An 18,098-nucleotide genomic window follows, 5' to 3' on the forward strand; every position below is an offset into this window, starting at 1 on the left:
GAAATAGAAGGGAATGTATGGAATGAGAGTAGAGGATTCAGAAATGGTCTACAATCGGTTGTCGGGAACCGCTCGTATAATTTATGAGTATTCACCCAATTTTACGGCAGCTGGATATATTCTGTTTGCACTCGTTTTCATCATGTCTGCTATTGTGTATAAGCTTGGATTTGCGAGAAAGATTAGTTTTGGTCGAAATGTCATTATTTATACGTTCTTATTTATTGGATGTATAATACTAACATTCTTAGCTTTCTTCCTTCCGATCGTAGAAGGACTGTTCGTGGCTGCTGCCATTCTTATTATCTATCGTGTTCGACGAATGAATGAATATAAAAAAGACTCCGTTACTCAGTAACAGAGTCTTTTTTATTTTGTTTAAAAATCTTTTTCGGTAAGATCTGAACTGCGGTGAAAAACAAAGTTACCAGTCGCAATTCGTTTCTCGGTCAAGTTACTGATCCGCTCTTTACATTCTGGACACATATACGTATGAATAGGGCGATTTCGTAATTTTTTGGCCAGCGGATTGTTATCTTCTAATTGATCGTTTTGATCACATATAACACATTTTACGCGCATTGAAATTTCTCCTTCAATCCACTTGGATAGCCTGAACATGACGAATCGGTGAATCTTGATTCGATCCGTCTTTAAACAGAACATGTACGGGACCGTCTTCCCGAAGAGGTTTACCGTTATGACTGAATTTGAAAATAATGTTGCTTGCTTCCTCAAGTGGATAGGTGTATTTTTCATCTTTAGTAATAAGTGTAAACGTAGTTGCGTTTGCTGAAGGTACAGCATTGTGTATGAATGGCTTTAATACGATGCCGAAGCTGCTGGATAACATCTTATCTTTTTCAAACCTTTTTTCGCTTTTTAAAGTAGGAGGATAAGTAGCGCCTTCCATGATTTCTCTAGACCAGTGCTTACCCATTTTTTCTTTGTACTCTTCCATTTCATCTTTTTCGACAAAATCCTCTGAGAAGAATTCATCTAGATCGATCCGTCGATCATCAAAGATCCAAACAGTAGGATCTAAAGTTATTGCGTGTTTCACATTTCCTGTAATCGGTATAATAAGTTCCAAAATATATCCTCCTCAATCCATAGTCACTAGTTTCAGTATACCTTTTCATAGGAGAAGTGAAAAGGATTTCATTTCAGTTCAATTTTTTCATTGGGTAACACTTGCAATTTGTAAGAGCAAAAGATACAATTTAGACATTAACACCTTGCGGGAATAATGAATAATGGGGGCGTCTCCATGGATATAGAAGTTCAAGATACGTACAAAGAACAAGCCATGAAACAACTACAAATCGATGCAGAGAAAATCGCAAAGCTGATTAAAGTTCAAATGGATAATTTAACAATGCCGCAATGTCCACTATACGAAGAAGTACTTGATACGCAAATGTACGGATTATCCCGTGAGATTGATTTTGCCGTTAAGCTTGGTCTAGTCGAACATGACAAAGGCCGTGAAATAATTTCTGTTCTGGAAAAAGAGTTAAATGTTCTACATGAACTGTATACAAATAAGTAAATGGAAGACTCAAACTACTCCAACGGTTTGAGTTTTTTATTTAGGACGATGAGGTTTAAAGAAAATGAAGACTTATATGAATCGAATTTTACGCAATTTTGATTATCCATTATTTATCGTATATTTACTGCTCTGTCTATTTGGATTAATTATGATTTACAGTGCAAGCATGGTATGGGCCATGAATATTTATAATTTTGAACCATCCCATTTCTTTAAGAAACAATTGATGAACTTAGCTATTGCTATTCCGGCGTTTCTATTGGTGTCTATAATTCCTTACCGACATTATCGAAATAAAAAGTTCTTATACGGTACGCTAATTATGATGTTTACTTTATTGATCCTAGTAAAGTTCATCGGATTTGGAGACGCTGTCGGAGCTAAAAGTTGGCTTTCCTTACCATTTGGAATAGGGAATTTACAACCAACCGAAGTAGCGAAAATTGCATTTATCGTATATTTCTCGGGTGTATTTGCGAATAAATACTACGCAGGAACATTGGATGAAATCAAAACTACTATCTTTCCGACGTTTTCTGTTTTAACGGCATCCCTATTATTGGTTTTATTGGAACCAGATTTTGGAGCGACAATGATTTTATTTCTTGTTGCGATCTCAGTCATCATGGCAAGTGGGATGAAAGTAAAAAATTATCTAATCATCAGTCGTTTCTTTGCTTTACTTGGCGTATTGATCGGTATTGTGCTATGGATCAAGTGGGATACGGTCATGACTGCTTCACGTATGGGTCGCTTTCTCGCCTTTACAGACCCCTTTGAATACATACAAGGTTCAGGTCTTCAAATAGTCAATGGATACATTGCGATTGGTGCTGGAGGGCTCAAAGGAGTGGGCTTAGGGAACAGTATTCAGAAACTTGGCTATTTACCTGAACCACATACTGATGTTATTATGGCAGTAATCTCTGAAGAAACTGGGTTGCTCGGAACGACACTTGTTCTGGGAGGTCTCTTTTTCATCGTGATGAGAGCGTTTACTGTTGCCTTGCGTACGAAAGACGCCCATGCAAGAATGCTCGCAGCTGGCGTAGGTAGCTTGATTGCTATTCAAACACTGGTAAACTTAGGTGGATTGACAGGACTGATTCCGTTAACAGGCGTTACGTTGCCATTCATTAGTTATGGTGGTACATCGGTTGTATTCTTGTCAATTGCGCTTGGTATACTGATGAACGTTTCTATGTTTGTGAAGTATGAGAGAACAAAGTAGAGGGGATTGATTTGTTGGTGGAGAGAAGAGAGATTAGGAAAGTACTAGTCGCAAACCGCGGCGAGATTGCAATTCGCGTATTTAGAGCATGTACAGAGTTAGGCATTGCGACAGTTGGTATTTATTCAGCGGAAGATCGTGCCTCGCTACATCGTTACAAATCCGACCAGTCATTTATGGTGGGGGAAGGCAAGAAGCCGATCGATGCATACTTGGATATTGAAGGAATTATCGACATTGCTAAAAAAGCGGATGTCGATGCGATCCATCCAGGTTACGGTTTTTTAGCAGAGAATGCTCAGTTTGCAGCGCGTCTTGAAGAAGAGGGGATTATATTTATTGGTCCGACATCAGGCCATTTAGAAATGTTCGGCGATAAAGTAAAGGCTAGAGAACAAGCAATATTGGCCGATATCCCAGTGATTCCGGGTAGTGATGGACCGGTTACCTCCGTAGAAGAAGTGGCGGCATTTGGTGAACAGCATAGCTATCCGATCATTATTAAAGCTTCATTAGGTGGCGGAGGACGAGGCATGCGAATCGTCGAATCACCGGAAGAAGTACAAGAGGCTTATAATCGAGCGAAATCCGAAGCGAAATCTGCATTTGGCTCTGATGAAGTCTATGTAGAAAAATATATTACCAACCCCAAACACATAGAAGTACAAATACTAGGTGATACATATGGAGAGATCGTCCATTTGTACGAACGTGATTGTTCTATTCAGCGTCGCCACCAAAAAGTCGTGGAGATTGCTCCTTCTATTTCATTAACCGAAGAATTACGTCATGAAATATGTAATGCCGCTGTTAAACTATCAAAAAATGTATCCTATATCAATGCAGGTACCGTAGAGTTTCTAGTAGCTGACGATTCTTTCTATTTCATCGAAGTCAATCCGCGTATTCAAGTAGAACACACAATCACTGAAATGATTACAGGAATTGATATCGTACAGTCGCAAGTGTTAATCGCGGCAGGTGAAGCGCTTCATTCTGATCCGATCAACATACCGAAGCAACAAGATATTCCGTTATTTGGTTTTGCTATTCAATCACGTGTGACAACGGAAGATCCGTTAAATGATTTCATGCCTGATACAGGCAAAGTAATGGTCTATCGTTCAAGTGGTGGGTTTGGTGTTCGCTTGGATACGGGCAATGCGTACCAAGGTTCTGTTATTAGCCCTTATTACGACTCATTACTAGTAAAAGTTTCAACTTGGGCCCCTACTTTTAGGGACGCTGCAAGCAAAATGCACAGAAATTTGAAGGAATTCAGAATTCGGGGAATTAAAACGAACATACCTTTCCTTGAAAATGTCGTATGTCATGAAAACTTTTTATCAGGTAATTACAACACGAGCTTTATCGATGAAACTCCAGAATTATTTACATTTGCCAAAAAGCAAGATCGAGGAACGAAGGCTTTATCGTATCTTGGAAATGTTACGATTAACGGATTCCCTGGCATAGATGATGCAACACGTCCTGTTTTGCACCCGGTACGTATCCCGAAAATCGATTATAATTCACCGATACCAAAAGGAACGAAACAGATTCTAGATGAGCAAGGTGCAGATGGCTTAGTCGAGTGGGTATTAAAGCAAGACGATGTATTATTGACAGATACGACTTTCCGAGATGCACATCAGTCTTTACTGGCAACGCGTATGAGAACGAAAGAGTTAACACAGATTGCGACAGAAAGTGCGCATCTATTACCAGATCTCTTCTCATTCGAGATGTGGGGAGGCGCAACATTCGATGTAGCGTACCGCTTCTTGAAAGAAAGTCCGTGGGATCGACTAGAGAAATTACGCAAGCAAGTACCTAATGTCTTGTTCCAAATGCTCTTTAGAGGTGCTAATGCGGTTGGTTATACTAACTACCCTGATAATGTTATCCGTGAATTCATTAAAGAGTCGGCTGCGTCAGGTATAGATGTCTTCCGTATTTTCGACAGCTTGAATTGGATTAAAGGTATGGAAGTAGCAATTGATGAAACACGTTCAACAGGAAAGATTGCAGAAGCAACCATTTGTTATACAGGAGATATTCTGGACGACAATCGTGCAAAATATACGGTCAATTACTACAAAGAGATGGCTAAAGAACTCGAATCAGTTGGAGCTCATATGCTAGCGATCAAAGATATGGCAGGACTGCTAAAACCGGAAGCAGCTTATCGTTTGGTTTCAGAATTGAAAGCGTCAACAAGTCTGCCAATTCATTTGCATACACATGATACAAGCGGAAATGGTATTTATATGTACGCCAAGGCGATAGAAGCCGGAGTAGACATTGTCGATACAGCAATTGGCTCCATGGCGGGTATGACTTCACAACCTTCTGCCAATTCACTTGCGTATGCAATGCAAAACAATGAACGTCATGTACGTGCAAATACAGAGTCATTAGAAAAATTATCGCATTATTGGGAAGATGTGCGAAAATACTACAAGCCGTTTGAGAGTGGTATGAACAGTCCGCATTCAGAAATCTATGTACATGAAATGCCGGGTGGTCAATATTCTAACTTGCAACAGCAGTCTAAAGCTGTTGGGCTTGGAGAGCGCTGGGAAGAAGTGAAGAAGATGTACTCCCGCGTGAATTTCCTCTTTGGAGATATCGTGAAAGTGACACCTTCTTCTAAAGTAGTAGGGGATATGGCGTTGTTCATGGTGCAAAATGAATTAGATGAGCATACGGTTATTGAAAGAGGACAAACTATCGATTTCCCGGAATCGGTAATTGAGTTTTTCGAAGGTTCAATTGGTCAGCCATATGGCGGTTTCCCAAAAGAGCTGCAGGAAGTAGTATTAAAAGGCCGCAAAGCGATCACAGTACGTCCTGGTGAGTTATTGGCGCCAGTTAACTTCCAAGATGTGCTTAAGAAGCTGACTGAAAAAATGGATAAGCCTGCTACTATGCATGATGCGCTAGCTTATGTCCTGTATCCGAAAGTCTTTGAAGAATATATCAAAACAAGAAAACAATTTGATGATGTTTCTGTCATCAATACGCCAGAGTTCTTGTATGGCTTACGTTTAGGTGAAGAAATCGAAATAGAAATTGAATTCGGAAAAACACTCATCGTCAAATTGGTATCAATTGGTGAACCCAATCCGGACGGAACACGCACGCTGTATTTCGAATTAAACGGACAGTCACGTGAGATTATTATCCAAGACTTACAAGTGGAAACAAAAGGTGATACAAAGCAAAAAGCGGATCTTTCAAATGAAACGCATATTGCAGCCACTATGCCGGGAACGGTTTTACAAGTTGCAGTATCTGTTGGCGCAAAAGTGAAACGCGGTGAACATTTGCTAATTACAGAGGCTATGAAAATGGAAACAACGATCCAAGCTCCTTTTGCGGGAGTTGTAAAAGCGATATATGTAGGTCCTGGAGATTCGATCTCGTCAGGTGACTTATTAATTGAATTAGAACATTAAAAAACAGCTCCCACATGTCGTTAAGACAGTGGGAGCTGTTTTTGCTACCCTTTGTATACGAAAATGCGCAACAGTCTTTAAAGAGCTGTTACACGCGCTTTTGTTACTTCTTCAATCGGCTGCGAGATACAAGGAGAACTAGATACGTTAATAAACCAAATAATAAAGTGACGAATAATGAATGCAACAATGCAAAATAGAGATTCAATTTAGTCAGCACGACAATCATCCCTGTCGTTGCTTGTGCAAGCACTAAACCAAATGCTGCAATCCATCCCCAGTAAATGACACGTTGATCCCTGTACTGTTTAATGGCTTTGATCGCGATAAACCCAATCCATACAACAATTAGTGCTGCAGCCAAGCGGTGACCCATTTGGATCCATTCATACATATTGTTCGGTAAACTGAATTCGTTATTTCGGCACAGTGGCCAGTCAGAACAGACCAGACCTGAATTAGTATGACGAACAAGAGCACCGGTATAGATCACAATGTATGAGTAAATGGTTACGCCGATGGTGTGGAAACGTAATGATTGATCTATACGTATTTTATCTGCGTCAAACTTCTGGTCCACTTCAAAAACCAATAACGTCAGTAGGAAGACTGACGCAAAGGATAGGAGTGAAATCCCGAAGTGCAAGGCTAGGATAAAATCACCTTGTCCCCATAATACTTGCGCTGCTCCAATCAATGCTTGTAGAATTAAGAAAAATACTGCCATAAAAGCTAAAAACTTTGTTTCGCGTACGTGACCTAGTGCTTTCCATGACCATACAGCCAATATGACAATGAAAATACCTACCGAACCTGTTACTAACCGGTGTGAGAATTCAATTAATACTTCTGCTGTAATGACGTCAGGAATAAGTTGTCCATTACACCCTGGCCAGTGTCTTCCGCAGCCCATACCGCTGTCGGTCTTGGTAACTAGTGCTCCACCAAGTAAGATCGCAAGCATTCCAATTGTAGAAGCTACACCAAACCATTTTAAAAATCTGTTGTATCGCAAGTACGAAACACCTTCTTCTATTGAATTGACCATTAAAAGGTCGATTTACGTAAAATTTTGCCTGAACTCCCAAAAAAATATCAAGAGATATATAGTTCAATCTCAAGCGTTTCTATGAAATTCAAGCATCTATTGCAAGCCTTATGATAACGAAAAACTGACAGAAACACAATGCATGAAGGTAATAAACCACTGATGTATAAGGCTTTTCACAAATTGTTCATAAAATAGTCTCTTTAACTTCACAAATGAGAGTTGGAAATGCATTACTATATAGAAGGCGAAGGATAAAGACACAAAGGTTGCACAAACCGCTATAAATTGAGAAATGGTCTGGAAATTTCGGACGATTTTAGATATAGTAGGTGATAGGGTCTTTGCCGAAAACTTTGAAAGGAGGGTTATTATGTCAAACGGTCGAACGCTTTCGACAGTTGCAGATCCAAAAGTAGAGACAATTACCTTATGGAAAGACTTTTTGGCGCTAATCAAAATAGGAATTGTCAACTCGAATTTGATCACTACGTTCACCGGTCTTTTTTTGGCATTTCAATTCACTGGTAAAAGTTTTCTCCATAACTTCGATCTACTGGTATTTGCGATTCTAGGTACTGGATTGATCATCGCATCTTCAGGCGCTATGAATAACTTGATTGACCGCGATATTGATCCCGTCATGTCGAGAACGAAGTCGAGACCGACAGTAACAGGTAGATTTAAAGCTCCCGCTGTGATGACGTTAGCCGTTACATTCCTAGTGGCTGGAGAAGTATTATTATTCTCTGCTTCACCTATGGCAGGTTGGCTTGGCATCTTGGGTGTATTCGCTTATGTTGTTTTGTATTCCATGTGGTCTAAACGTAAGCACGTGAGCAATACCGTAGTAGGAAGTCTTTCAGGAGCAATTCCACCTCTGATCGGATGGGCAGCTGTTGATCCTACACTGCCAATGGGAGCGTGGGCATTGTTTTTCATTATGTTCATATGGCAACCACCGCACTTTTATGCGTTGGCTATGCGAAGAACAGAAGAGTATCGAGCGGCTAACATTCCGATGTTACCAGTAGTAAAAGGCTTTGAGCGGACGAAAAAGTCGATGCTCATGTGGGTATTGTTACTATTCCCACTACCTTTCTTGTTACCACAGCTCGGTACCGGATTTATAGTATTTGCAACACTGTTGAATGTTGGATGGCTTTATTTAGCTATTAAAGGATTTAAAGCCAAAGAAGATTTGAAGTGGGCAACGGGGATGTTTGTATATTCTTTAAATTATATGACAATCTTGTTTGTATCCATGATTATTTTCTCTATATTCATCTAACGTATCGGAATTCTTTCTTTAAAACAGGAATTCATCATAAAGGGGCACTCAGTCCTCCATAGTAGAAAAACATTTTTTAGAAAGAGAGGTATTAGTTAGCGATGATTAAAGGACTCAAAAAGTGGCGTCTCTTTTCTTTACTAGCGGTTTTCGCTTTGTTCATGGCAGGTTGTGGTAATGAAGAAATTTCAACCTTCCAACCAGCAGGACAAGTCGCTAATGACCAGTTCAAATTGTTGCTATTAGCATCAGGAATTATGTTACTGGTTATCATTGTAGTAGTAATTATTTACACTGTTGCACTATTCCGCTTCAGACGTTCGAAGTTGGGTGAAGATCACATACCAGAGCAAGTGGAAGGAAGTCACACACTTGAGCTGCTTTGGACATTCATTCCAATAGTTTTACTTTTGATTCTTGCTGTTCCTACCGTTCACTACACGTATAAATTAGGTGATGTGAAAGCAATGGAAGCAGTTGATGATGACGGTAACCTTGAAAACTTAGTAGTAGATGTTACTGCGAAGTTGTATTGGTGGGAGTTCGAATATCCTGATCTAGGTATTGTGACTGCTCAGGAACTAGTTGTACCTACTGATGAAAAAGTTTATTTCAACTTGATTGCAGCAGACGTAAAGCACTCATTCTGGATTCCGTCAGTTGGCGGTAAGCTAGATACGAACGTTGAAAACGTGAACAAATTCTATCTGTCATTTGAGAAAGAATCTGAAGGCTTGAAAGATGGCGTATTCTACGGTAAGTGTGCTGAGCTATGTGGACCTTCTCACGCATTGATGGACTTTAAAGTAAAAACATTACCGAGAGATCAATTTGACAGCTGGGTCGCAGCTATGCAAAAGACAGCAGAAGAACCTGTTGTTGCAAATGCTGACGGCGAAGAGGTCTTCTCTCAAAGCTGTATCGGTTGTCACGCAGTTTCGGGTGTAGGTGAGTCTGGTGCTCAAGGGCCTAACTTGGCTTCATTCGGTGATCGTAATCGTGTAGCAGGTTTCCTTGAACACGATGAAGAAAATCTGAAAGACTGGATTCGTGATACACAGAAACACAAACCTGGCAATACGATGCCTTCATTCAGCAAAGATCAAATTTCTGATGAAGACTTAGATGCATTAGCTGAATACTTGATGGGCTTAAAAGTTGCAAAATAATTTTCAAGCGGAAATTGAATAGGAGGTAACACAGTGAGTTCAGTTGCTCAAAAAAGTGGCTTTGGCGCAACGCTATGGGATTGGCTGACAACAGTCGACCATAAGAAGATCGGAATTCTGTATCTCCTCGGGGGATTATTCTTCTTCGTTCTAGGTGGTATTGAAGCGATGATCATTCGTCTTCAATTGATTACACCAAACAACGATCTCGTAAGCGCAGGGCTTTTTAATGACTTAATTACAATGCACGGAACGACCATGATTTTCTTGGCAGCCATGCCGATTCTCTTTGGTTTTATGAACGCGATCATGCCGCTTCAAATTGGAGCACGTGACGTAGCGTTCCCATTCATCAACTCATTAGGTTTTTGGATGTTCGCATTTGGTGGTTTATTCCTTAACATCTCTTGGTTATTCGGTGAAGTTCCAGATGCTGGATGGACATCTTATGCATCGTTATCACTTCACTCTCCAGGACATGGCGTTGATTTCTATGCAATCGGTTTACAAATCGCGGGTGGCGGTACGTTAATGGCGGGGATTAACTTCCTAGTAACGATCATTAACATGCGTGCGCCAGGGATGACGTATATGCGTATGCCTTTGTTTACATGGACTACGTTTGTTGCGTCTGCGATGATCTTGTTCGCATTCCCTCCGTTGACTGTTGGATTGTTTTTCTTAACGTTTGACCGTATGTTTGGAGGTAACTTCTTTGATCATACGATGGGCGGGAACACGATTATCTGGGAGCATATTTTCTGGATCTTCGGACACCCTGAAGTATATATCTTGATCTTACCGGCATTCGGTATTTTCTCTGAAGTATTCTCTGTATTCGCTCGGAAACGTCTATTCGGTTACACAGCGATGGTATTCGCAACAGTGCTAATCGGTTTCCTAGGATTCATGGTATGGGCTCACCATATGTTTACAGTTGGTCTTGGACCGACAGCGAACGCAATATTTGCGGTAGCTACTATGGCGATTGCTGTACCTACAGGTGTAAAAATCTTTAACTGGTTACTGACAATGTGGGGCGGTAGTATTAAAGTTACGACTCCAATGCTTTATGCTTTAGGTTTTATTCCTTCATTCGTAATGGGTGGAGTAACAGGTGTAATGCAAGGAGCAGCACCACTTGATTATCAGTTACACGATTCTTATTTCATCGTAGCTCACTTCCACTACGTAATTGTAGGTGGGGTAGTATTAGGTATTTTTGCAGGCCTTCACTATTGGTGGCCAAAAATGTTCGGTACAATGTTGAATGAGTTATTAGGTAAAATTACTTTCGTATTCTTCTTTGTCGGTTTCCATATGACATTCCTAATTCAGCACTGGTTAGGTTTCTGGGGAATGCCACGTCGTGTTTGGACGTTTATGGATGGACAAGGTTGGAACATTGCGAACTTAGTAAGTACAATCGGTGCACTATTGATGGCAATTGGCTTTACAGTTATGGTGATCAACATCATTATGACAACTATTAAAAATGAGCCTGTTGGCAATGACCCTTGGGGCGACGGACGTACGCTTGAATGGGCAATTCCATCACCACCACCTTTCTATAACTTCCCAGCAACTCCTTTAGTTCGTGGTTTGGATACTTTATGGATTGAGAAGATGGAAGGTAGTAAGGAAATGATTACACCAGCTGAACCAATTACGGACATTCATATGCCGAACGGTTCAATCATCCCAATGTTGATGACGCTTGGATTATTCATTGCTGGATTCGGTGCAATGTTCCACCAAGAAACTTCATGGGGATTAGGAGTATTGATCTTTGGTCTTGCATTCACATTCGTTGCAATGGCAGCTCGTTCATTAAAAGATGATCTAGGTTACTATGTAACAAAAGAACAAATCTTACAAGATCAAGAAAATAATAAAAGGGGGCGTAACTAATGGATTTGAATACAAAATTCACCCCTGAAACGTGGCCCGCTCATCCTGAGAGAGCTACTTTGGAAGCAAAGAACAAATTCGTTGGATTCTGGCTATTCCTAGGTGGAGAGACTATTCTCTTCGCTACGCTGTTCGCAACGTATATGGCTTTGAAAAACAAAGGTCCAAGTGGCTTTGGTTTCACAACGCAAGAATTGTACACATTACCGTTAGTGTTTGTTATGACAATGCTTCTTTTAACATCATCACTAACAAGTGTATACGCGATGTATCATTTAAAGAGTTTCAACTTCAAAAAAATGCAGTTATGGTTAGGTTTAACAGCATTATTAGGACTTGGATTCTTGATGTTAGAAGTGTATGAGTTCTCTCATTACGTTCAAGAAGGATTTACGTTTAGTAACAGTGCGTTCAGTTCCTCTTTCTTCACATTAGTAGGAACACACGGCTTCCACGTTGCAGTTGGTCTAGTATGGGTTACACTATTGATCTTCCGTAACTCCAAGCGTGGGTTGAACTTGTATAACGCAACTAAGTATTATACATTTTCACTTTACTGGCACTTCATTGACGTAGTTTGGGTATTCATCTTCACTGTAGTTTACTTGATGGGAGTGGTCGGTTGATGTCAGAAGTTCAAATGATTAAAAGATCTCCTGCTGAACAGTCACTGTCTCAACGTCGTGCAAAAGAATCAATGCGCAGCCAAGTTGCGATGTTTTCTTTGATGATTTTCTTAACACTTATATCGTTTTCTATGGTGTTTGCTCATCTTAATGACGTTGCTGGTTTCTCAAAATTCTTTATCATTCCTACATTATTCCTCTTTGCAGCTGTACAAGTTGGTCTTCAACTCTACTACTTCATGCATATGAATGAAAAAGGACATGGCATTCCACAAATGTTTATGTTTACAGGTGCAATATTAGGATTCTTGATCCCACTTACATTTGTAACAATCGTTTGGTGGTAAGCAACAAAAAGAGCTTATGGATTCTTCCATAAGCTCTTTTTCTATTCATTATTAGATGAAATTGTCAAAGTTCGTACATTGAGTTATGCGTTATAAGCTCGTATAATAGGCAGTAGGTAAGACTTTCGTTAACTTTGTGCTGTGATGAAATATATAGTGAATACATGAGCACTATACACAGAATAGATTCAGCGAATTGATTATTAAAGGAGAGTGGTTATTTTGCCGTTAAGTATCTTTGGTTTTAGGGCTTTATGGAGTCCTTATTTTTTAATAGTTCTAGCACTTGGAATCGTTCTATATTACCTCATAACAGTTAAATGGCGGGATCGCTTTGAAGGGTCACAACCGTTAACAAAACGACAAGCTGTTTATTTCTTATCATCCATGGTGTTGCTGTATATTGTCAAAGGTTCACCAATGGATTTAATCGGTCATATTTTATTTTCCGTCCATATGGCTCAAATGGCTATATTGCTTTTAATCGTAGCACCGTTCTTCATCATCGGTATACCGAACTGGGTATGGGAAAAGCTACTATCTTTGACGGTTTTCAGAAAAGTATTCATGATACTGACTAAGCCACTCATTAGTCTGTTAGTGTTTACATTTATGTTCTCGATGTATCACTATCCACTCATACTGGATCAGGTGAAGTTGAGTTTGCCTTTACACACTATTTTCACCATCACACTTTTCCTTTCTGCTATATTTCTCTGGTGGCCAGTAGTGAATACAGTAAAAGGACAGCCGCAATTACATGGGTTGAAAAAAATTGGTTATGTAATATTGAGTGCTTTGCTCATAACACCCGCTTGTTCGTTAATCATCTTCGTAGATGTGCCTGTGTATGAAACATACAGTAGTGGTGAAGCGTGGCTACAAGCGATGGCGCTTTGCGTACCAAGCGGAACCTTAGCTGGATTGTCAGGCCTTGGCATCTCAGGACCTGAGCTATTCACAGATATGCCTACGCTCTATGATCAGCAATTAGGCGGTATATTGATGAAAGTCATCCAAGAAATCGTTTATGTAGTGATTATTGGACGCATCTTCTTAAGCTGGTCACAGTATGAAAAAGATAATGCGGATGAAATTACTAGACAAGATTTACTGAAACGCCATAACTTAACTATGCATGGCTGATTGACCAAAAGGGGAGTTTGTGGGGGATGGAATTACCACTATTGCCGACTATCAGTACGTTTTTCATCATTTTATCAGCTATTTTGGTTGCAATTGGTTGGAATTTGATACGCCTGGGAAAGATCAAAGCCCATCAAAAAACCATGATTGCAGCAGCTGTGTCTGCAGTACTGTTCTTTATCATGTATATTTCTAGAACAGTATTTATAGGTAATACAGCTTTTGGTGGACCTGATGACTTGAAAATGTATTACACAGTATTTTTAGTCTTCCACATCATATTAGCAACGACAGGGGCGGTCTTCGGGGTTATTACGATCCATGCAGGCTTGAAGAACCTTCTTGTACGCCATTGTAAAATGGGTCCTATCACAAGTGTTATCTGGTTCTTCACAGCCATTACAGGGGTCGCTGTATACTTATTGCTGTATGTCTTTTATAAAGGCGGAGAAACTACTTCTGTATTTAAAGCGATTCTTGGTATGTAATATTACGCTTAAAAACTGAACCCGTAGCCTATAGGCTGTGGATTCAGTTTTTTATATCTAGCTACTTCATATTGCTGACAGTTATACATACTAAAAGGGATTCCTCGACTGAGGAATCCCTTTTAGTATTAAATTTTGAAATTCAGTTTAATGATGCCTGCTTCTCTTGCAGTATTAAAAAGTATGACGAGCAATGGTCCGATGAAGAAACCGAGGATACCGAATAATTTTAAACCGATAAACATCGCAATTAATGTAGGCAATGGAGACAAACCGATTTGTGAGCCCATTACTTTAGGTTCGATGGTTCTTCTGATAACCAATAGTATGACGGCCAGTATCGCTAATTTTGTACCCATTGCGATATCGCCTGAAATATATTGATAGATCGACCAAGGTGCCAAAATAATGATAGAGCCGAGTATCGGAATGATATCAATAATCCAGATCACCAAAGCCATAACTACTGCATATTTAGGAATAATCATTAGTAAGCCGATAAAGGAAACGACGAGAATGATTAAACTAACAAGCATTTGAGCTTTGACGAATCCTAGTATGACAAACCGCAATCTGTTCATCATATAGTGTACTTTTTCTGCAGTAGCATCAGTTAAATGAAAGTAAACAGTCTTTTTTAAATTTGGTAATTCTAACATGAACAAAAATAGTGCGATCATAAATACAATAAAACTGACAAGGAAATTTGGAATATCCGAAATCAACGCTAAAATTCGATCGTAACTTAAAAGTGTGATGATTGATATGCGAATGGATTCGATAATTTCATTGAATTCGTTCTCTAGCATAGCTAAAATGTCTTCAGGCATGCCTACCGTGTACTGAAATAGTTTGCTTTGCGTGTTAATCCATACACTTGAGAGGGAATTTAAGTAGTTAGGAATCTCTTTTGTAAAATGAACTATTTTACCGATGAGTGTGGTGACAGTATAGAAAAGTAATAGCACACTGATTCCGACAAAAACGATGAAATTTACAATAACGGAGACTTTACGCTTCCATTTGAACCGTACTTCTACCGATTTAACAAGTGGATCTAAAAATAGTGCCGTGAGTAATGCCAAAATAATTGGGATGGATACGGGTAATATAAAAAATATAATGACCAATAGTACGATGATACTGAATGCAATCATAATATTTCGTTTCGTAAGAAATTTCAAAAGTGATCGTCCTCCACGTAGATACTGTTTTTATTATAACCAAATTAGTGGAGTAATAGTAGAAAAGCCGAAGAACTTTTAGCTCTCCGGCTTTTTCGTAAAATTACAAACTATATTGCTTTAACTCGTCATATACTTTCTTTAACGTTAGTTCGCAGTCTTTAACTAAGCTAGCAGGAAAGTTTTCTTCTTCGCCATACTCGACGCCGTGTGGGTAGTAGTACTTTCCTAGAACTGGTTGCTTTAGACGAACCGTAGCTTTTCTACCATCGATGTCGCCTTCGACGAGCTCACCGAAAACGCGCAAGTAGTATGTACCTTCTTTAACAATATACTTTTTGTCGAAAGTTACACGCTCATAATCCCATTGTCCGTCAATTTCAAGATTACTTTTATTCATAATTTCTTCCATTACGCGTAAATCTGCTACAAGGCCTTTAAGGCCAATATTTTCAACATACATCTGTATATCCCCCTCTATGTTCGTCCTGACGAATACGTATACTATTATATCATAAAACAAATCGATTTTACTTGCAATGACAACATTGTGTCAACGCTTTCTTTCCCGGCTTATATAGATGACTATAGTGTGTGTCTTCTGTACAATATAAGTAAGTTATCATTTTTGTATAGATGTTTATTTCGAATAACTATTCATTTCATGATGATTTCTACCAATACGTAATATTCTTATAGAAGTAGCATATACAGTGGAAAGGAAGATAGCATGTGGAGAGTAGGATGGAAGATTCTTGTTTTACTTTTGATTGTAATGGGTGTTTATTATTTCATGACGGATAAGGTAAGTGAAAATCTACCGCTGGAATCACCAGTACAACATGGCTCACCAATTGCAGTGCCTGAAAAAGGTCCGTCGATCGGTGGGGAAGGGATGCCGAGACCAGAAGAAGGCATGTCAGTGCATGTAGGGCAAAAAGTCGAGAAGATGGAAGAACAGTTTGGCAAACCATCTAGGATAGAACCATCGAGTTTTCAGTATGAATGGTGGGTGTATACAGAAAAACCTCGTTTTATGGCTGGCGTTTTGAATGGAAAAGTAAATCAAATCTATACGGCTGATGGCGTATCAGATGTAGCACCGTTTAAAATTGGACAAAATGTACAGGAAATTCACCGTTTTACACCGATTGAATCAGAGATTGATGTGAAGATTAAAGAAAATATTTATACATTTTCATTAAATAGTGAAGATATTAAAAATCGTATCTTGATACCATATGAGAATTTATTTGTGCAATTATATATAGATCAAGTAGATGGTGTGATTGAAGGTGTTCGGTTTATCAACCCAAGTACTTTAGTGAAACACCAACCTTATGACATGACGTATCTTGGAGAAATGATCGAAGCCCCAAAACCAACATCAACTGTTCAGACTGAAGTAGATCGTGCGATGGAGCGCCAGACGTTTGAATTGACTAATCAAGTGCGTGAAGAGCATCAACTACCTCTTCTGTCATATAATGATAAGCTGGCTACACTCTCAAGAAAGCATAGCCAGGAAATGATATTCCGTAAATATAGTTCTCATGAGGAAGGCCCTGTGGAAGTGTTTGCCGAGCGTTTAAAAAATGTTGGACTAACTCCAAGCAAGGCAGGCGAAAACACGGCGTTTAATTATATCGACGCAATTGAAACTGTACATGGCTGGCTCAATTCTCCAAAACACCGGGAAGTTTTACTGAATCCGAATTTCACGCATACCGGTATAGGCGTTTATAATAAATATTATACCCAGTCTTTTATAGCGCAGACTGAATTAGAAAACTCCATACATGATGACTAAGGGAGAATCCATGTACCTTCCTCGTTTGATGCGATGCCTCGTATATGAAGAGGCATCGCTTTTTGCTTTGCATAAATCGCTGCTTTTTCTTGAATAACCGGTCGATTGCATTTTAATAATGGAAGGAATTCATCAAATGTGAGCTGATTAAATCGCTTATAGTTAGATGTAGTATGTGGATCTGCAGACATAACACCAGGTACATCTTTGAAAAACTCTACATGGCGGGCGTGCAATGCAGAAGCTAATGCGATTGCCGTCAAATCACTGCCACCTCTTCCAAGAGTCATAAACTTTCCTTGTGTATTCATTCCTTGGAATCCAGGAACGATGATGCATGAGTGAGTTTGAAGTGTATTGACGATATGTGTACTGTTAATTTTATCAATCGTTGCATTACAGAATTCTCCTGATGTCCGAATGCCTGTATTTTGTCCATAGATAATCGTGTTGTCTATACCTTCCGTAGATAATTCAGCAGATAATACGGCTGCTGCGATTAATTCACCGCAGGAAGCAGCCAAATCTCTGGCTTCGCTGGATTTCGAGAAGGAGTCTGTCAGGGTAAGCAAATCGTCTGTGGAATAAGCGTCGCCTTTTCTACCCATTGCAGAGACTACAACGATGACGGCACGGTGTTTCGACAAGGCCTGTCGAATATGCTGAATACACTTTGCTCGTTGGTGTTGATTCTGCATGGCAATTCCTCCAAATTTCTGGATAATCATAGAATCCCAACTTTCTTCGTGACATTCTTCTTATGCCTTTCATAGAATACTTTATGCTTCGTTTCATTATATTCTCTGAAGAATAAAATGTTCGGGAAGGGGC

Annotated in this window: 18 protein-coding genes; 12 read left to right on the plus strand and 6 right to left on the minus strand. The window is 39.5% G+C overall.

Features of this window, described 5'->3' with window-relative positions:
- Positions 1-22: 22 nt before the first annotated feature.
- Complete coding sequence (locus tag CSV61_RS02400) at positions 23-358, plus strand: YlaH-like family protein (protein WP_335695490.1); 336 nt, start codon at positions 23-25, stop codon at positions 356-358.
- Positions 359-378: 20 nt separating this feature from the next.
- Here the strand turns inward: CSV61_RS02400 and CSV61_RS02405 are convergent, their stop codons facing one another.
- Positions 379-582 (minus strand): YlaI family protein, encoded by a 204-nt coding sequence (locus CSV61_RS02405; protein ID WP_083035322.1) that lies wholly within the window; start codon positions 580-582, stop codon positions 379-381.
- Positions 583-595: 13 nt separating this feature from the next.
- On the minus strand, positions 596-1,093 hold the full coding sequence (locus CSV61_RS02410) for a hypothetical protein (RefSeq protein WP_083035323.1): 498 nt from the start codon (positions 1,091-1,093) through the stop codon (positions 596-598).
- A gap of 177 nt (positions 1,094-1,270) precedes the next feature.
- Between CSV61_RS02410 and CSV61_RS02415 the strand changes: the two genes are divergently transcribed.
- From CSV61_RS02415 to pyc, 3 genes are all read left to right on the plus strand, one after another.
- Positions 1,271-1,552, plus strand: a complete 282-nt coding sequence (locus CSV61_RS02415) for an Fpa/YlaN family protein (RefSeq protein ID WP_029052412.1) — start codon at positions 1,271-1,273, stop codon at positions 1,550-1,552.
- Positions 1,553-1,616: 64 nt separating this feature from the next.
- Positions 1,617-2,786 (plus strand): FtsW/RodA/SpoVE family cell cycle protein, encoded by a 1,170-nt coding sequence (locus CSV61_RS02420; protein ID WP_099637984.1) that lies wholly within the window; start codon positions 1,617-1,619, stop codon positions 2,784-2,786.
- 14 nt (positions 2,787-2,800) lie between these two features.
- Complete coding sequence (gene pyc, locus CSV61_RS02425; protein WP_099637985.1) at positions 2,801-6,247, plus strand: pyruvate carboxylase; 3,447 nt, start codon at positions 2,801-2,803, stop codon at positions 6,245-6,247.
- A gap of 103 nt (positions 6,248-6,350) precedes the next feature.
- On the opposite strand, the gene CSV61_RS02430 is transcribed toward pyc, so the two are convergent.
- Complete coding sequence (locus CSV61_RS02430) at positions 6,351-7,295, minus strand: COX15/CtaA family protein (RefSeq protein WP_099637986.1); 945 nt, start codon at positions 7,293-7,295, stop codon at positions 6,351-6,353.
- Between the two features lie 373 nt (positions 7,296-7,668).
- On the opposite strand from CSV61_RS02430, the gene cyoE reads away from it, so the two are divergent.
- The 7 genes from cyoE (at position 7,669) to CSV61_RS02465 (ending at position 14,273) form a co-directional block, all read left to right on the plus strand.
- Positions 7,669-8,586, plus strand: a complete 918-nt coding sequence (gene cyoE / locus CSV61_RS02435) for a heme o synthase (protein WP_099637987.1) — start codon at positions 7,669-7,671, stop codon at positions 8,584-8,586.
- Between the two features lie 101 nt (positions 8,587-8,687).
- Positions 8,688-9,755 (plus strand): cytochrome c oxidase subunit II, encoded by a 1,068-nt coding sequence (gene coxB, locus CSV61_RS02440; protein WP_099637988.1) that lies wholly within the window; start codon positions 8,688-8,690, stop codon positions 9,753-9,755.
- Between the two features lie 33 nt (positions 9,756-9,788).
- Complete coding sequence (locus tag CSV61_RS02445) at positions 9,789-11,666, plus strand: cytochrome c oxidase subunit I (protein WP_099637989.1); 1,878 nt, start codon at positions 9,789-9,791, stop codon at positions 11,664-11,666.
- Complete coding sequence (locus CSV61_RS02450) at positions 11,666-12,292, plus strand: cytochrome c oxidase subunit 3 (protein WP_083035330.1); 627 nt, start codon at positions 11,666-11,668, stop codon at positions 12,290-12,292. Before CSV61_RS02445 ends, CSV61_RS02450 begins: the two co-directional genes overlap by 1 nt.
- Positions 12,292-12,639 (plus strand): cytochrome C oxidase subunit IV family protein, encoded by a 348-nt coding sequence (locus CSV61_RS02455; RefSeq protein ID WP_083035331.1) that lies wholly within the window; start codon positions 12,292-12,294, stop codon positions 12,637-12,639. Before CSV61_RS02450 ends, CSV61_RS02455 begins: the two co-directional genes overlap by 1 nt.
- A gap of 222 nt (positions 12,640-12,861) precedes the next feature.
- Positions 12,862-13,785 carry a cytochrome c oxidase assembly factor CtaG gene (gene ctaG / locus CSV61_RS02460; protein ID WP_099637990.1) on the plus strand — a complete coding sequence of 308 codons (924 nt, stop codon included), beginning with the start codon at positions 12,862-12,864 and terminating at the stop codon, positions 13,783-13,785.
- Between the two features lie 26 nt (positions 13,786-13,811).
- Positions 13,812-14,273 carry a DUF420 domain-containing protein gene (locus tag CSV61_RS02465; RefSeq protein ID WP_099637991.1) on the plus strand — a complete coding sequence of 154 codons (462 nt, stop codon included), beginning with the start codon at positions 13,812-13,814 and terminating at the stop codon, positions 14,271-14,273.
- Between the two features lie 128 nt (positions 14,274-14,401).
- Here CSV61_RS02465 and ytvI read toward each other — a convergent pair whose 3' ends face one another.
- Both ytvI and CSV61_RS02475 read right to left on the minus strand, forming a co-directional pair.
- Positions 14,402-15,457 (minus strand): sporulation integral membrane protein YtvI, encoded by a 1,056-nt coding sequence (gene ytvI / locus CSV61_RS02470; protein ID WP_099637992.1) that lies wholly within the window; start codon positions 15,455-15,457, stop codon positions 14,402-14,404.
- A gap of 103 nt (positions 15,458-15,560) precedes the next feature.
- Positions 15,561-15,920, minus strand: a complete 360-nt coding sequence (locus CSV61_RS02475; RefSeq protein WP_083035335.1) for a YugN family protein — start codon at positions 15,918-15,920, stop codon at positions 15,561-15,563.
- A gap of 267 nt (positions 15,921-16,187) precedes the next feature.
- On the opposite strand from CSV61_RS02475, the gene CSV61_RS02480 reads away from it, so the two are divergent.
- A complete protein-coding gene (locus CSV61_RS02480) occupies positions 16,188-17,267 on the plus strand; it encodes a CAP domain-containing protein (RefSeq protein WP_099637993.1) in 1,080 nt (359 codons plus the stop codon).
- Here CSV61_RS02480 and CSV61_RS02485 read toward each other — a convergent pair.
- Positions 17,264-17,995 carry an amino acid kinase family protein gene (locus CSV61_RS02485; RefSeq protein ID WP_099637994.1) on the minus strand — a complete coding sequence of 244 codons (732 nt, stop codon included), beginning with the start codon at positions 17,993-17,995 and terminating at the stop codon, positions 17,264-17,266. The genes CSV61_RS02480 and CSV61_RS02485 overlap by 4 nt on opposite strands.
- Between the last annotated feature and the right edge of the window lie 103 nt (positions 17,996-18,098).

This window comes from Sporosarcina sp. P3, from assembly GCF_002743415.1.
GTDB lineage: Bacteria > Bacillota > Bacilli > Bacillales_A > Planococcaceae > Sporosarcina > Sporosarcina ureae_A.

What these genes read in the sequence shown, in the direction of transcription:
- CSV61_RS02400 (WP_335695490.1), top strand. Translation starts at nt 23, where the DNA reads ATGAGAGTAGAGGATTCAGAAATGGTCTACAATCGGTTGTCGGGAACC.
- CSV61_RS02405 (WP_083035322.1), bottom strand. Translation starts at nt 582, where the DNA reads ATGCGCGTAAAATGTGTTATATGTGATCAAAACGATCAATTAGAAGAT.
- CSV61_RS02415 (WP_029052412.1), top strand. Translation starts at nt 1,271, where the DNA reads ATGGATATAGAAGTTCAAGATACGTACAAAGAACAAGCCATGAAACAA.
- CSV61_RS02420 (WP_099637984.1), top strand. Translation starts at nt 1,617, where the DNA reads ATGAAGACTTATATGAATCGAATTTTACGCAATTTTGATTATCCATTA.
- CSV61_RS02430 (WP_099637986.1), bottom strand. Translation starts at nt 7,295, where the DNA reads ATGGTCAATTCAATAGAAGAAGGTGTTTCGTACTTGCGATACAACAGA.
- cyoE (WP_099637987.1), top strand. Translation starts at nt 7,669, where the DNA reads ATGTCAAACGGTCGAACGCTTTCGACAGTTGCAGATCCAAAAGTAGAG.
- coxB (WP_099637988.1), top strand. Translation starts at nt 8,688, where the DNA reads ATGATTAAAGGACTCAAAAAGTGGCGTCTCTTTTCTTTACTAGCGGTT.
- CSV61_RS02450 (WP_083035330.1), top strand. Translation starts at nt 11,666, where the DNA reads ATGGATTTGAATACAAAATTCACCCCTGAAACGTGGCCCGCTCATCCT.
- CSV61_RS02455 (WP_083035331.1), top strand. Translation starts at nt 12,292, where the DNA reads ATGTCAGAAGTTCAAATGATTAAAAGATCTCCTGCTGAACAGTCACTG.
- CSV61_RS02465 (WP_099637991.1), top strand. Translation starts at nt 13,812, where the DNA reads ATGGAATTACCACTATTGCCGACTATCAGTACGTTTTTCATCATTTTA.
- CSV61_RS02475 (WP_083035335.1), bottom strand. Translation starts at nt 15,920, where the DNA reads ATGTATGTTGAAAATATTGGCCTTAAAGGCCTTGTAGCAGATTTACGC.
- CSV61_RS02480 (WP_099637993.1), top strand. Translation starts at nt 16,188, where the DNA reads ATGTGGAGAGTAGGATGGAAGATTCTTGTTTTACTTTTGATTGTAATG.
- CSV61_RS02485 (WP_099637994.1), bottom strand. Translation starts at nt 17,995, where the DNA reads ATGATTATCCAGAAATTTGGAGGAATTGCCATGCAGAATCAACACCAA.